This is a genomic window from Rhodococcus globerulus, from assembly GCF_019334125.1.
GTDB classification, from domain to species: domain Bacteria; phylum Actinomycetota; class Actinomycetes; order Mycobacteriales; family Mycobacteriaceae; genus Rhodococcus_F; species Rhodococcus_F globerula.
Map to the genome: position 1 here is coordinate 173130 of NZ_CP079698.1, position 14140 is coordinate 187269.

The window sequence follows — 14140 nt, forward strand, 5'->3', positions numbered from 1 at the left end:
AGCAGTGGCAGGCAAGGCCCGCGTACACGAGTTGGCTAAAGAGCTCGGTGTTACCAGCAAGGAACTACTCGCAACGCTCAAAGAGCAGGGCGAGTTCGTAAAGTCTGCGTCATCCACAGTGGAGGCGCCCGTCGCACGTCGTCTGCGGGAATCATTCCCGTCTGCCGGTGGTGCAGAAACCAAGCCCGCGTCCGGCGACGCAGCGGCAAAGCCCGCAGCAAAGCCAGGCGCACCGTCGCCGTCGGCAGCAAAGCCCGGCGCACCGCGTCCCGGGCAGCGTCCCGGCCCCAAGCCGGCCGCACCGGCTCCCGCAGCACCGGCAGCCCCGGCTGCTGCAGCTCCGGCCCCGGCAGCACCGTCGGCTCCCGCAGCACCGGCTCCTACGACGCCGGCAGTTCCCACGCCGACGTTCAATGCGCCCGCTGCACCCAGCAACGCTCCGAAGCCGGCTCGTCCGGCTCCGGCAGCTCCCGCGGCACCGGCAGCTCCCGCTGCAGCTGCTCCGGCAGCACCGTCGACCGGCGCAAAGCCCGGTGGACCTCGTCCGATGCCCAAGGCTCCGCGCGTCGGAAACAACCCGTACTCCTCGGCTCCGGCTGAGCGTCCGGCACCACGTCCGGCTCCGGGCCAGAGCGGTCCTCGTCCGGGCGCTCCGCGTCCCGCGGCGCAGGGTGGATCTCGTCCGGCTCCCGGCCAGGGTGGACCCCGTCCGGCTCCCGGCCAGGGCGGTCCTCGTCCGGCTCCCGGCCAGGGCGGTCCTCGTCCGGCTCCCGGCCAGGGTGGACCCCGTCCGCCCGCAGGTCAGGGTGGACCCCGTCCGAGCCCCGGCTCCATGCCTCCTCGCCCGAACCCGGGTGCAATGCCTGCTCGTTCCGCTCGTCCCGCGCCCGGTGGCGGCGCAGGTCGTCCGGGCCGGCCCGGTGGCGCTCCCGGCGGTCGTCCCGGTGGCGGCGGCGGTGGGTACCGCGGTGGCGGAGCTCCCGGCGGCGGCGCAGGTGCCGGTGCAGGTGCTCCCGGTGGCGGAGCTCCCGCAGGTGGTTTCCGCGGTCGTCCCGGCGGCGGTGGCCGTCCCGGTCAGCGCGGCGCAGCAGCAGGTGCATTCGGTCGTCCCGGCGGAGCAGTTCGTCGTGGACGTAAGTCGAAGCGGGCAAAGCGCGCCGAGTACGAGAGCATGCAGGCTCCCGCAGTCGGTGGCGTCAGGCTGCCTCGCGGCAACGGCGAGACCATCCGTCTCGCTCGCGGCGCGTCGCTGTCCGACTTCGCAGACAAGATCGATGCGAACCCCGCAGCACTTGTGCAGGCACTGTTCAATCTCGGCGAGATGGTCACGGCAACGCAGTCGGTCAACGACGAGACGCTGGAGCTTCTCGGCGGCGAAATGAACTACGTCGTTCAGGTCGTCAGCCCTGAGGACGAAGACCGTGAGCTGCTCGAACACTTCGACCTCACCTACGGCGAGGACGCCGGCGGAGAAGAGGACCTCGAGTCCCGTCCGCCTGTGGTCACCGTCATGGGCCACGTCGACCACGGTAAGACCCGACTGCTCGACGTGATCCGTAAGGCCAACGTCCGTGAGGGCGAAGCCGGCGGCATCACGCAGCACATCGGTGCTTACCAGGTGCTCACCGAGCTCGAGGGCAACGAGCGTCTCGTGACGTTCATCGACACCCCCGGTCACGAGGCCTTCACGGCCATGCGTGCTCGTGGTGCCAAGGCCACCGACCTCGCGATCCTCGTTGTCGCAGCCGACGACGGTGTCATGCCGCAGACGGTGGAAGCGATCAACCACGCCCAGGCGGCCGACGTGCCGATCGTGGTCGCGGTCAACAAGATCGACAAGGAAGGCGCCAACCCGGACAAGATCCGTCAGCAGCTGACCGAGTACGGACTGGTCGCCGAGGAATACGGCGGAGACACCATGTTCGTCGACATCTCGGCGAAGCAGGGTCTGCACATCGATCAGCTTCTCGAAGCTGTGCTGCTGACCGCGGATGCCTCCCTGGATCTGCGCGCAAACCCGGACATGGATGCACAGGGTGTTGCGATCGAGGCTCACCTCGACCGTGGCCGTGGCCCCGTTGCCACAGTGCTCATCCAGCGCGGAACGCTGCGCGTCGGCGATTCCATCGTCGCCGGTGATGCATACGGCCGCGTCCGCCGCATGGTGGACGAGCACGGCGAGGACGTCCACGAGGCACTGCCTTCGCGTCCGGTTCAGGTCATCGGCTTCACGTCCGTCCCCGGTGCAGGCGACAACCTGCTCGTGGTCGACGAGGACCGTATTGCCCGTCAGATCGCTGACCGTCGCAATGCACGTAAGCGCAACGCGTTGGCAGCGAAGAGCCGCAAGCGAATCAGCCTGGACGATCTCGATGCAGCTCTGAAGGAACATTCGCAGCTGAACTTGATCCTCAAGGGCGACAACTCGGGAACCGTCGAGGCTCTCGAAGAGGCACTGCTGGCTATCCCGATCGACGACGAGGTGCAGTTGCGCGTCATCGACCGCGGTGTCGGTGGCGTCACGGAGACCAACGTCAACCTGGCAGCGGCTTCCAACGCGATCATCATCGGCTTCAACGTCCGTGCCGAAGGCAAGGCGACCGAGCTGGCGAACCGCGAGGGTGTCGACATCCGGTACTACTCGGTGATCTACCAGGCCATCGACGAGGTCGAGAAGGCTCTCAAGGGTCTGCTCAAGCCGGTGTACGAAGAGGTCGAGCTGGGCAAGGCGGAGATCCGCGCGATGTTCCGTTCGTCCAAGATCGGCAACATTGCCGGTTGCTTGGTCACGTCGGGCAGCATCCGTCGCAACGCCAAGGCACGGCTCATCCGCGACAGCAAGGTTGTCGCCGAGACGGTCACCATCTCCTCGCTCAAGCGGGAGAAGGAAGACGCCACCGAGGTTCGCGAAGGCTACGAGTGTGGTCTGACCGTCACCTACTCCGATATCAAGATCGGTGACGTTCTGGAGTGCTACGAGCTTCGTGAGAAGCCGCGCGACTAGTAGTCGCCGCGGGCGCTGGGGGCGCTCGTGACTATTGACTGACATGGACTCTCCTGGACATTGACCACAATGTCCGGGAGAGTCCATTCGGCTATGCCGACGAGGAAGCGGTCTGGGACGAGAAACGGTCTGGGGGAAAATGTTCGTAGGTGCGTTGGAGTTCGACATTCTTTTCGGAGATGTCCACTCCCTCAAGGAAAAGCGTTCGCTGGTGTCGCCGATTCTGACCGAACTGCGGCGTTTCGGTATCAGTGCGGCGGAAGCCGGGGAACAGGGGCGTCTTCGCCGCGCCTTGGTCGGTGTTGCTGCGGTCAGTTCGTCGATGGATCATCTGCACGACGTACTCGATCGTTGTGAGCGAGCGGTTGCAGCGCGACCGGAAATGCAGTTACTTGCCGTACGTCGGCGCGTCTTCGGTCCCGAGGACTGATTTGGTCGGTGGGCGGCGATGCACAAGACTGGTGTCGGTAATAATTCTTGTAAATCGAACATTGTGAACGATCGAGTTATCTCGTATCGGATGTGCGTGAAATCGAATGTCCGTGGAATCGAAAGTCCAGGGAGAAGGAGACAGAGATCATGGTGGATCCCGCCCGGGCCCGTAAGCTCGCAAAACGAATCGGCACGATTGTCGCGACCGCAATCGACCACGAGATCAAGGATCCGCGGCTTGCTTTTGTGACCATCACCGACACGAAGGTCACCAACGACCTGCACGATGCGACCGTGTACTACACCGTGATGGGTGAAAAGGTCGATTCCGCACCCGACGTCGAAGCTGCTGCAGCCGGTCTCGAGAAGGCCAAGGGTGTTCTCCGGTCGAAGGTGGGCGCCGGCACCGGTGTCCGTTTTACCCCGACGCTGACGTTTGTCGCGGACACCGTTCCCGATACTGCGCGCCACATGGAAGAGCTGTTGGCTCGTGCGCGTGCCGCCGACGGCGAGCTCGCCAAGGCTCGCGAGGGAGCTCAGCCTGCCGGTGATGCAGATCCGTACAAGGAGCCACGAGTAGCTGCTGACGACGATGACGACGTCGTTGCCTCGGATGCTCGAGATCTCGACTGACCCGCAGCGAGGATGACGATCACCGCACGCGCTGACGGAGACCCTTGCGAGGATCCTTGCCGGGCAGGCTTCGCGCGGGCAATCGAAGTGCTGGATGCGGCTCGGACGGCAACTGTCCTGTGCCACATCCAGCCTGACGCAGACACTATCGGCAGCGGTCTGGCATTGGGGTTGGCGCTCGAGCGCAGGGGCGTTTCGGTTCAGGTTGCCTTCAGCCGGCCTGCGCACCTGCCCGAGTCCATGCTCGGATTTCCCGGTCTGCATCTGTTGGTTCCACCGACTTCCGTGCGTTCCGAAGTGGACGTCCTGGTCACCGTCGACGTGGGAAGCACCGGGCGCTTGGGCGCTCTTGCGGATCGGTTGGCTGGTGCGGCCAGCACTGTCGTCGTGGATCATCATCGATCCAATTCGGAATTCGGTGCGATCAACGTCGTGGACGAATCCGCAGCATCGACGACGGCTCTGCTGGCACGGTTGTTCGATTTTTGGGGCGTGGAGATCGATCGTGACGTGGCCCATTGCCTGTATGCCGGTCTGGTGACCGATACGGGGTCCTTCCGTTGGGGCGGGCCGTCGACGCATGTTCTTGCGGCCCGGCTGTTAGCCACCGGTATCGACGGCGACACCATCGCTCGGCAACTTCTCGACACGCATCCGTTCGGCTGGCTGCCGATGCTGTCGTCGGTTCTCGGCTCGGCGACGCTGGTACGAAGCGCCGCGGGCGGTCGTGGTCTCGTATACGCGGTGATCCGCCGCGACGACATCGGAGATCTGCGGTCCGAGGAAATCGAGAGCGTTGTCGACATCGTCCGGACGACGTCGGAAGCCGAGGTTGCCGCTGTGCTCAAGGAATCGGAAACCGGCAGCTGGTCGATATCGTTGCGCGCGAAGACCGATGTCGACGTTTCGGCTGTCGCGGAGAGTCTTGGTGGCGGTGGGCATCGGCTCTCGGCCGGCTACACCTCGACCGATTCGAGTGAGCAGACGGTTGCAGCGTTGATTGCCGCACTGGGGTGAGTGTCCGATCGTGACCGCATCCGATAGTCCTGCGCCTGCAACAGCGACAAATCCCGGCGCCGAGGTCGACGTGACCGGCCGTCGTATCTTCGGGTTGGCGTTGCCTGCGCTAGGTGTGCTGGCAGCCGAGCCGCTCTATCTCCTGTTCGACATCGCAGTCGTGGGACGGCTCGGAGCCCTTCCGTTGGCGGGTCTGGCGGTGGGCGGGCTCATCTTGTCGTTGGTGAGCACTCAGTTGACGTTCCTCTCGTATGGAACCACCGCTCGCGCGGCTCGACTGCACGGCGCCGGCCGCGATCGCGAGGCGGTCGGTGAAGGTGTTCAGGCAACGTGGTTGGCGTTGGTGATCGGGCTGCTGTTGGTGGCGGTGGTGCAGGCGATTGCCGGGCCGTTGACGTCGGCGGTGGCGGGCGGTTCCGATATCGCGGATGCGGCCGAGAGTTGGTTGCGCATCGCGGTGCTGGGTGTGCCGCTCATTCTGGTAGCCCTCGCCGGCAACGGTTGGATGCGCGGGCTGCAGAACACGATCCGTCCGCTGCGCTTCGTTCTTGTGGGACTGGGGATTTCGGCAGTTCTGTGCCCGATCCTGGTTCACGGATTATGGGGTGCGCCGCGCCTCGAACTCGAAGGTTCGGCGGTTGCGAATCTTGTCGGTCAGAGTATTTCCGGCATCTTGTTCGCGTGGGCGTTGTTCCGCGAACCAGTCTCGGTCAGACCACGTGTGTCGATCATGCGCGCGCAGATGGTCATGGGCCGAGATCTGATTCTCCGCAGCCTCGCTTTCCAAGCCTGTTTCGTGTCGGCTGCGGCGGTTGCGTCGCGATTCGGAGCAGCCGTGGTGGGCGCGCATCAGGTGGTTCTGCAGTTGTGGAACCTGGTTGCGCTGCTTCTCGATTCATTGGCGATCGCCGCGCAGACGCTGATCGGGGCCGCGCTGGGAGGCGGATTTGCGGTTGCTGCCAAGAAAATGGCGTGGCGGATCACAGTGTGGTCGACGGTCTTCGCAGTGCTGTTGGCCGTTCTGTTTGCCGCCGGGCACTCGGTGATCCCGCAACTGTTCACGGCAGACGACGAGGTGCTTGCGCAGATGTCGATCGCCTGGTGGTTCTTCGTCGCGATCATGCCGTTCGCGGGAGTGGTGTTTGCCCTCGACGGGGTTCTCCTCGGCGCCGGTGATGTGACCTTCATGAGAAATGCCACCATGGCGTGTGCGGTGGTCGGATTTCTGCCGGCAATCTGGATGTCGCTGGCCTTCGACTGGGGGTTGGCCGGAATCTGGGCGGGCCTGACCGTGTTTGTCGTACTGCGGATGATTGCGGTGTCCTGGCGTGCGCTGTCGGGAAAGTGGGCTGTGACGGGAACCGAGACAACTGCACATGCAGTCGAGCGTTCGAGTGAGGAAGCTGAGGGATCGTGGCAGCAAAGCTGATGGCAGTGAGCGACATTCATGTCGGTCACAACGGCAACAAGCCGATGACGGAGGAACTGTTCCCGGACTCGCCGGACGACTGGTTGATCCTGGCCGGCGACGTGTCGGAGAAGACCGACGATATTCGCTGGGCGCTCACGCTCCTGCGCTCGCGCTTCGCGAAGGTCATCTGGATTCCCGGCAACCACGAACTGTGGACCACGGCCAAGGACCCGGTGCAGATTCACGGCGCTCCGCGGTACGAGTACCTGGTCAACATGTGCCGCGAGATCGACGTCATCACGCCCGAGGATCCGTTCCCGGTGTGGGAGGGCGAAGACGGTCCGGTGACGCTCGTCCCGATGTTCCTGCTCTACGACTACTCGTTCCTGCCCGTCGGGGCGCGAGACAAGGAACACGGCCTCGAGATCGCGCGGGACAAGAATGTCGTCGCCACCGACGAATTTCTGCTGTCGTCGCAGCCGTACGCAACCCGCGACGCGTGGTGCCGTGCCCGCATCGCGTACACGCAGGAGCGTCTGGACGCGTTGCCCGAAGGTACGAAGACCGTGCTGATCAATCACTTTCCGTTGGTTCGTCAACCGACTGACGTGCTGATCTATCCGGAATTCGCGCTGTGGTGCGGTACGACGCTGACCGCGGACTGGCATGTGAAATACAACGCCGTGTGCTCGGTCTACGGGCACCTGCACATCCCGCGAACCACCTACTACGACGGCGTCCGCTTCGAGGAAGTGTCGCTCGGATACCCACGGGAGTGGCGTCGGCGCGGCCTGCCCGAGAAACTGTTGCGGCAGATTCTGCCGGTGCCGGAGTACCCGCCGGGAACGTTGAACAAATGGGGCGGCCACTTCAAGGTGACGCCGGAGCAGGAAGCCGAAGTCGAGCGTATGCGCTCGGGTCGCTAGAAAGGCACCGACACGTGATCGAACAGATTCTGCCCGGCGGCATCGCGATTGCCGAGGCGTTCGAGGATCCGCCTGGACTTGTCCCGCATCCCAGCGAAGAGGCGCTGATCGGCCGTGCGGTGGAGAAGCGTCGTCGCGAATTCGTGACGACGCGCAATCTTGCCCGCACCGCCATGGGGAAACTGGGTGTCCCGGCGGCCCCCGTCATGCGGGGGGAGCGGGGAGCGCCGTTGTGGCCGAAAGGCGTTGTCGGCAGCCTCGCGCACTGCGAAGGATATCGCGGCGCGGTGCTGGCGTACTCGATGCAGGTTCGTTCGCTCGGTATCGACGCCGAACCCCACGGGCCGTTGCCGGACGGGGTGCTTCCGGCCGTCAGCATCGAGGACGAGCGAACCTGGCTGGGCGAGCAGGCCGGCGACGGTCCCGTCCACTGGGATCGAATCCTGTTCTGCGCCAAGGAAGCCACGTACAAGGCGTGGTTCCCACTGACACAACGGTGGTTGGGGTTCGAGGACGCACACATCACGTTCGAATCCGAATCGGATACGTCCGGCACGTTCCGATCCAAGTTGTTGGTCCCGGGGGAGACGACGTCCGGTGCGCCGCTCACCGAATTCGACGGTAGGTGGATGGTGTCCGACGGACTGATCCTGACGGCAATTTCGGTGCAGTGAGTCCGGCTGGCAGAATCGAGACCCGTGTCAGCTCGCGAAAAGCCTTCCTCCGGACTTGTCGGCGCCGGAATCTTGATCGTCGACAAAGAAGCAGGCCTCACCAGCCATGACGTAGTGGCCCGGTGCCGCAAGCTGTTGAATACCCGCAAGGTCGGCCATGCGGGAACGCTTGATCCCATGGCAACCGGTGTGCTGGTTCTCGGCGTGGAGCGTGCCACCAAACTGCTCGGCCTGCTGGCACTGACCACCAAGGCGTATTCGGCGACCATCCGGTTGGGTGCGTCGACGACCACCGACGACGCGGAAGGTGAAGTACTCACCTCAGCGGATGCGTCGGCCGTGACGGATGAGGAGATCGCCGCAGTAGTGGCGACGCTGACCGGTGACATCGAGCAGATCCCGGCCAGTGTCAGCGCCATCAAGGTGGACGGTCAGCGGGCTCACGCTCTGGTGCGAGCCGGTGAAACCGTCGAACTTGCCGCGCGTCCGGTGACGGTGTCGACGTTCGAGATTCTTGCCCGACGCGACATCGAGGGCGGATTTGTCGACCTCGACGTCGACGTGGAGTGCTCGTCGGGTACCTACATTCGTTCGCTGGCGCGTGATCTCGGGCGAACGTTGGGTGTCGGCGGTCATCTGACGGCACTGCGTCGTACGCGCGTCGGACCGTTCACTCTCGAACACGCGCGCACGCTCGAAGATCTCGCCGAGGCTCCCGGCGTGAGTCTCGATATCGACCAGGCCGCCCAGACTGCGTTCCCACACCGTCAGATCACAGTGGCCGAGGCCGAAGCCATCAGCCAGGGGCGGTGGCTCGAACCGATCGGGCTCAAAGGTGTCTACGCGGCCATCGATCCCAGCGGCCATACGATTGCCCTGCTGCAGGAAAAGGGAAAGCGTGCGAGTTCGGTCATGGTCGTGCGCCCGGCGACACTGCGCCAAGACTAGTCACTCCGGACCAGGCTGATCAGACCAGCCAGATGGCTTGGGCGACAGGGCTTCCCAGATCTATACAGTCGGGGTTGTCGCCCAAGCGTACGGAGACGGTGCCGGCAAAATCGCGACGCTCCTCCACGGTGATCTCGACGTCGAGTGTGACGCCGACGGAATCGAAGTAGCGAAGCATCTCCGGATCGGAGTCGGAAATACGCGCAACCCGCCCGCGCTCACCGTTGGCGAAGTCGCTGAGCTGGCGCGCCGGGGGAGTGGGAATCGACCCGTCGGCGGCCGGGATGGGGTCGCCGTGCGGATCGCGTTCGGGGAAGCCGAGTTTGGCATCGATGCGCGAGATCATCAGGTCGGAGACGGCGTGCTCGAGAATTTCGGCTTCGTCGTGAACCTCGTCCCAGCCGTAGCCGAGTTCGTGAACGAGATACGTTTCGAGCAATCGGTGGCGTCGCACCATGGAGACAGCTGCCGCCCGGCCCGTGTCCGTCAACGCGATCGATCCGTATCGGGCGTGATCGACCAGACCCTGATCGGACAGTTTGCGGATGGCTTCGGACACCGTGGAGGCGGAGACGCCCATCTTCTCGGACAGCAACTTCGTGGAGATGCGTTCGAGTGACCACTCCTGAATGGTCCAGATGACCTTCAGGTAGTCCTGCGCGACCGAGGACAGTGCAAGCGTGTCGATCGATCCGTCCGGGTGGGAATCCGCGTCGCCGGATTCGGCGGCACCATCCGGTGCAGAGTGTGTATCGGAGGGTCCAGTCTTGTGAGCTGCCACGACACTTAGCTTAGGCTACGAATTGCGGAAGTTCCGTACCTGCGACGTAGTGCAGTGGCAGACCGCTCGGCGGGTCCAACCGAAACTACTGACGGTGCGCCCCGTAGGCTGCCTTTCGTGCTGAGGTGGCGTGGTCTCGACGAAGTTCCGGCCGATTGGGGTCGTTGTGTGCTCACTATCGGTGTGTTCGACGGTGTGCACCGTGGGCATGCCCAATTAATTGCCCGGGCAGTAGCCGCGGCGCGAAAGCGCGGGGTTCCCAGTGTGCTCATGACGTTCGATCCGCACCCCATGGAAGTTGTGCGACCGGGTAGTCATCCGGCTCAGTTGACGACGCTGGCGCGTCGTGCGGAATTGGCCGAAGAGTTGGGCATCGACGTCTTCTGCGTCATGCCGTTCACCGCGGATTTCATGAAGCTGACTCCGGAGCGGTACGTCCACGAAATCCTCGTGGAGCGCCTGCACGTTGCCGAGGTTGTCGTGGGCGACAACTTCACGTTCGGCAAGAAAGCCCTGGGTAACGTCGATCTGCTTCGCGAAATGGGCGATCGATTCGGATTTGCCGTCGACGGTGTCCAATTGCTCGCCGAGCATGCGGTGACGTTCTCGTCGACCTACATTCGCTCGTGCGTCGACGCCGGCGACATGGCCGCGGCAACCGAGGCGCTCGGTCGACCGCATCGCGTCGAAGGTGTTGTGGTGCACGGCGACAAGCGTGGCCGTGAGCTCGGATTTCCGACGGCAAACGTCGCGCCTCCGGTGTTCTCGGCTATTCCGGCCGACGGCGTCTACGCGGCGTGGTTCAGCGTTCTGGGGGCAGACGAGGAGTTGGGCACACTCGTACCGGGAAAGCGGTACAAGTCGGCAGTGTCCGTCGGCACCAATCCGACATTCTCCGGTCGCGCTCGCACCGTCGAGGCCTTTGTTCTCGACGCCGACGCAGATCTGTACGGACAACATGTCGCCGTCGACCTGGTGGCGCGGATCCGCGGGATGGAGAAGTTCGATTCCATCGAGTCGCTGATCGCGGAAATGAATCGCGATGTCGAGCGCGCTCGTGAAATTCTGGATCACGACTCGGAACAGAGTGTCGGCTGACGCCTGGGAACAGAGTGTCGGCTGACACACTTGCCGTCGACCGGTAAATCGATCGCAACGGTCCTGGTAGAATCTTCTCTCGGTGTGTGCTGCGGTTTGCGGCGGCCGCGTCCGATCTAGTTCCTTTCACGCAAACGTCATCACAGGAGTGAATCAAGTGGCATTGACCACGGAAGAAAAGAAGGCCGTTCTCGGCGAGTACGGCTTGCATGAGACCGACACGGGATCGCCCGAAGCTCAGGTGGCAATGCTCACCAAGCGCATCACCGATCTCACCGAGCACCTCAAGACCCACAAGCATGACCACCACTCACGTCGTGGACTGCTCTTGATGGTCGGTCGTCGTCGTCGTCTGCTCAAGTACGTGGCAAAGACGGACGTCGCTCGTTACCGTGCGCTCATCGAGCGCCTCGGCCTGCGTCGCTAGATTTTTGTCACGACGCTGATCGAAAGCAACACGGCAGGCTCCGGTTTGCCGAACACTCCGTTAGCCGGCGAAGCCACGCATATACTGGGCTTCGCTGGCTTTCGGCGTTAGCTGCCGCAAGGCAGTTTCCGCTGTCGGCGCATTTGCACAGTTGGTGCAGTGCGAAGTCAGCACACCGTATGCATCAGAGAACGTGGTGTCGGTTGTCGGTAGTGGTTCTCCGGACCGGGCGAATGCCCTGCGGTTCCGGCGGACTTCGATCGACGGCCGCCCCGAACGTCAGTGACGTCCCGAAGCAGAGACCAGTTCGCACGTAGGAACCTCTGCAATTCAAGAGGGGGACGTCCCTCGGTGCGCAGTTTCCACCAGGAGGGTGGGAACGCCCGCGCGGGTACGGCGAAGACGAGAGGGAAGTGAAGAGAAAAAGATGACAGAGAATTCCGTAGTAGAGGTCGACGAAGGCGTGTTCGAATCCACCGCCGTGATCGACAACGGGTCCTTCGGTACCCGCACCATCCGTTTCGAGACCGGACGCCTTGCTCAGCAGGCCGCCGGTGCCGTCGTTGCCTACCTGGACGACGAGACCATGCTGCTGTCCGCCACGAGCGCCAGCAAGCACCCCAAGGAGCATTTCGACTTCTTCCCCCTGACGGTGGACGTCGAAGAGCGCATGTACGCAGCGGGCCGCATCCCCGGCTCGTTCTTCCGTCGCGAGGGACGTCCCTCCACCGACGCGATCCTGACCTGCCGCCTCATCGACCGGCCGCTGCGCCCGTCGTTCGTCGACGGTCTGCGTAACGAGATCCAGGTCGTCGTCACGGTCATGAGCCTCAACCCGCAGGATCTGTACGACGTCGTGGCTATCAACGCCGCATCCGCGTCGACGCAGATCGCGGGCTTGCCGTTCTCCGGTCCCGTCGGTGGCGTGCGTGTTGCACTCATCGTCTCCGAGGACAACAAGGCCGGCCAGTGGGTTGCATTCCCGACGGTCGATCAGCTCGAGAACGCCGTGTTCGACATGGTCGTCGCCGGCCGCGTCGTTTCCGGCAGCGGTGACAACGCCGACGTCGCGATCATGATGGTCGAGGCCGAGGCCACCGACAACGTCATCGCGAAGATCGCCGACGGCGCTCAGGCTCCCACCGAGACCATCGTCGCCGAAGGCCTCGAGGCTGCCAAGCCGTTCATCGCCCGTCTGTGCGCTGCGCAGGCAGCACTGGCATCCAAGGCTGCAAAGCCTACGGGTGACTACCCGGTCTTCCCGGCGTACCAGGACGACGTATTTGCTGCCGTCGAGGCTGCTGCGTCCGAAAAGCTCAATGCCGCACTGACAATCGCCGGCAAGCAGGAACGCGACGACAAGACCGACGAGGTCAAGGTCGAGGTTCTCGAGCAGGTTGCACCGAACTTCGAAGGCCGCGAGAAGGAACTGGGAGCAGCGTTCCGCTCGCTCACCAAGAAGCTGGTTCGCCAGCGCATCCTGCGCGATCAGTTCCGCATCGACGGCCGCGGCGTCACGGACATCCGTTCGCTGTCCGCCGAGGTTGCGATCATCCCGCGCGCACACGGTTCCGCACTGTTCGAGCGCGGCGAGACCCAGATCCTGGGTGTCACCACACTCGACATGGTGAAGATGGCTCAGCAGGTCGACTCGCTCGGCCCCGAGACCAGCAAGCGCTACATGCACCACTACAACTTCCCGCCGTACTCCACCGGTGAGACGGGTCGCGTCGGTTCGCCGAAGCGTCGCGAAATCGGTCACGGCGCACTTGCCGAGCGCGCACTCATGCCGGTTCTGCCCAGCGTCGAAGAGTTCCCGTACGCGATTCGCCAGGTCTCCGAGGCGCTGAGCTCCAACGGTTCCACCTCGATGGGCTCCGTGTGTGCTTCCACGCTTGCACTGCTCAACGCCGGTGTGCCGCTGAAGGCTCCGGTTGCCGGTATCGCCATGGGCCTCGTCTCCGACCAGGTCGACGGCGAAACCCGTTACGTGGCACTGACGGACATCCTCGGCGCCGAAGATGCTTTCGGTGACATGGACTTCAAGGTTGCCGGTACCAAGGACTTCGTCACGGCTCTGCAGCTGGACACGAAGCTCGACGGCATCCCGTCCAAGGTCCTCGCCGGCGCACTCGCGCAGGCCAAGGATGCTCGTACCACGATCCTCGAGGTCATGGCAGAGGCCATCGACACCCCGGACGAGATGAGCCCGTTTGCACCTCGCGTGACGGCCATCAAGGTCCCGGTCGACAAGATCGGCGAGGTCATCGGCCCCAAGGGCAAGATGATCAACTCCATCACCGAGCAGACCGGTGCCAACATCTCCATCGAAGACGACGGCACCGTGTTCGTCGGCGCCACCGATGGACCGTCTGCACAGGCCGCGATCGACATGATCAACGCCATTGCCAACCCGCAGCTCCCCAAGGTCGGCGAGCGGTTCCTGGGCACGGTCGTCAAGACCACCGCCTTCGGTGCCTTCGTCTCGCTCCTGCCGGGTCGCGACGGATTGGTACACATCTCCAAGCTGGGCAGTGGCAAGCGTATTGCCAAGGTCGAAGACGTGGTCAACGTCGGATCCAAGATCCGCGTCGAGATCGCAGATATCGATGCTCGCGGCAAGATCTCGCTGATCCCCGTGGAAGAGGGCAACGACGACGCTGCCGCTCCGGCTGCTGAAGAGGCTGCTTCCGAGTAGCACTTCTTCTCGGTTTGTTCGATGCGGCCCCGCGCGGATTTCCGTGCGGGGCCGCATCTGTACTGTCTGTAGACACATACTTTCCGGACCT

The 14140-nt window shown here is 63.8% G+C and carries 12 protein-coding genes; 11 read left to right on the forward strand and 1 reads right to left on the reverse strand.

The genetic code is table 11. The features are described from left to right. The first annotated feature begins 4 nt into the window (after positions 1-4). The 8 genes from infB to truB all read left to right on the forward strand — a co-directional run bounded on the left by infB (position 5) and on the right by truB (position 9045). Positions 5-3004 carry a translation initiation factor IF-2 gene (infB, locus tag KYT97_RS00750; protein WP_084702751.1) on the forward strand — a complete coding sequence of 1000 codons (3000 nt, stop codon included), beginning with the start codon at positions 5-7 and terminating at the stop codon, positions 3002-3004. Positions 3005-3143: 139 nt separating this feature from the next. Then, positions 3144-3434: a DUF503 domain-containing protein gene (locus KYT97_RS00755; RefSeq protein WP_033234909.1), complete on the forward strand. Its 291-nt coding sequence runs from the start codon at positions 3144-3146 to the stop codon at positions 3432-3434. A gap of 149 nt (positions 3435-3583) precedes the next feature. Continuing rightward, complete coding sequence (gene rbfA / locus KYT97_RS00760; protein WP_033234908.1) at positions 3584-4069, forward strand: 30S ribosome-binding factor RbfA; 486 nt, start codon at positions 3584-3586, stop codon at positions 4067-4069. Between the two features lie 12 nt (positions 4070-4081). Beyond that, positions 4082-5086 (forward strand): DHH family phosphoesterase, encoded by a 1005-nt coding sequence (locus KYT97_RS00765; protein WP_084702753.1) that lies wholly within the window; start codon positions 4082-4084, stop codon positions 5084-5086. A 10-nt stretch (positions 5087-5096) separates the two neighbouring features. Further along, complete coding sequence (locus tag KYT97_RS00770) at positions 5097-6515, forward strand: MATE family efflux transporter (RefSeq protein WP_425332396.1); 1419 nt, start codon at positions 5097-5099, stop codon at positions 6513-6515. After that, a complete protein-coding gene (locus tag KYT97_RS00775) occupies positions 6500-7423 on the forward strand; it encodes a metallophosphoesterase family protein (RefSeq protein ID WP_138873123.1) in 924 nt (307 codons plus the stop codon). Before KYT97_RS00770 ends, KYT97_RS00775 begins: the two co-directional genes overlap by 16 nt. Positions 7424-7437: 14 nt before the next feature. Then, entirely contained in the window at positions 7438-8097 is a 660-nt protein-coding gene (locus tag KYT97_RS00780; RefSeq protein ID WP_245005983.1) for a 4'-phosphopantetheinyl transferase family protein, read from the forward strand. Between the two features lie 24 nt (positions 8098-8121). Continuing rightward, positions 8122-9045 (forward strand): tRNA pseudouridine(55) synthase TruB, encoded by a 924-nt coding sequence (truB, locus tag KYT97_RS00785; RefSeq protein ID WP_045067298.1) that lies wholly within the window; start codon positions 8122-8124, stop codon positions 9043-9045. Positions 9046-9064: 19 nt separating this feature from the next. Here truB and KYT97_RS00790 read toward each other — a convergent pair whose 3' ends face one another. Then, positions 9065-9826 (reverse strand): metal-dependent transcriptional regulator, encoded by a 762-nt coding sequence (locus KYT97_RS00790; RefSeq protein ID WP_033234902.1) that lies wholly within the window; start codon positions 9824-9826, stop codon positions 9065-9067. A 117-nt stretch (positions 9827-9943) separates the two neighbouring features. Here KYT97_RS00790 and KYT97_RS00795 point away from each other — a divergent pair, with 117 nt between their 5' ends. From KYT97_RS00795 to KYT97_RS00805, 3 genes are all read left to right on the forward strand, one after another. Then, the gene (locus KYT97_RS00795; RefSeq protein ID WP_045067300.1) at positions 9944-10924 is read left to right on the forward strand and encodes a bifunctional riboflavin kinase/FAD synthetase; all 981 of its coding nucleotides are present in this window, start codon (positions 9944-9946) and stop codon (positions 10922-10924) included. 157 nt (positions 10925-11081) lie between these two features. Further along, the gene (rpsO, locus tag KYT97_RS00800) at positions 11082-11351 is read left to right on the forward strand and encodes a 30S ribosomal protein S15 (protein ID WP_033234901.1); all 270 of its coding nucleotides are present in this window, start codon (positions 11082-11084) and stop codon (positions 11349-11351) included. A gap of 427 nt (positions 11352-11778) precedes the next feature. Beyond that, the gene (locus KYT97_RS00805) at positions 11779-14049 is read left to right on the forward strand and encodes a polyribonucleotide nucleotidyltransferase (RefSeq protein ID WP_033234900.1); all 2271 of its coding nucleotides are present in this window, start codon (positions 11779-11781) and stop codon (positions 14047-14049) included. Positions 14050-14140: the final 91 nt, after the last annotated feature.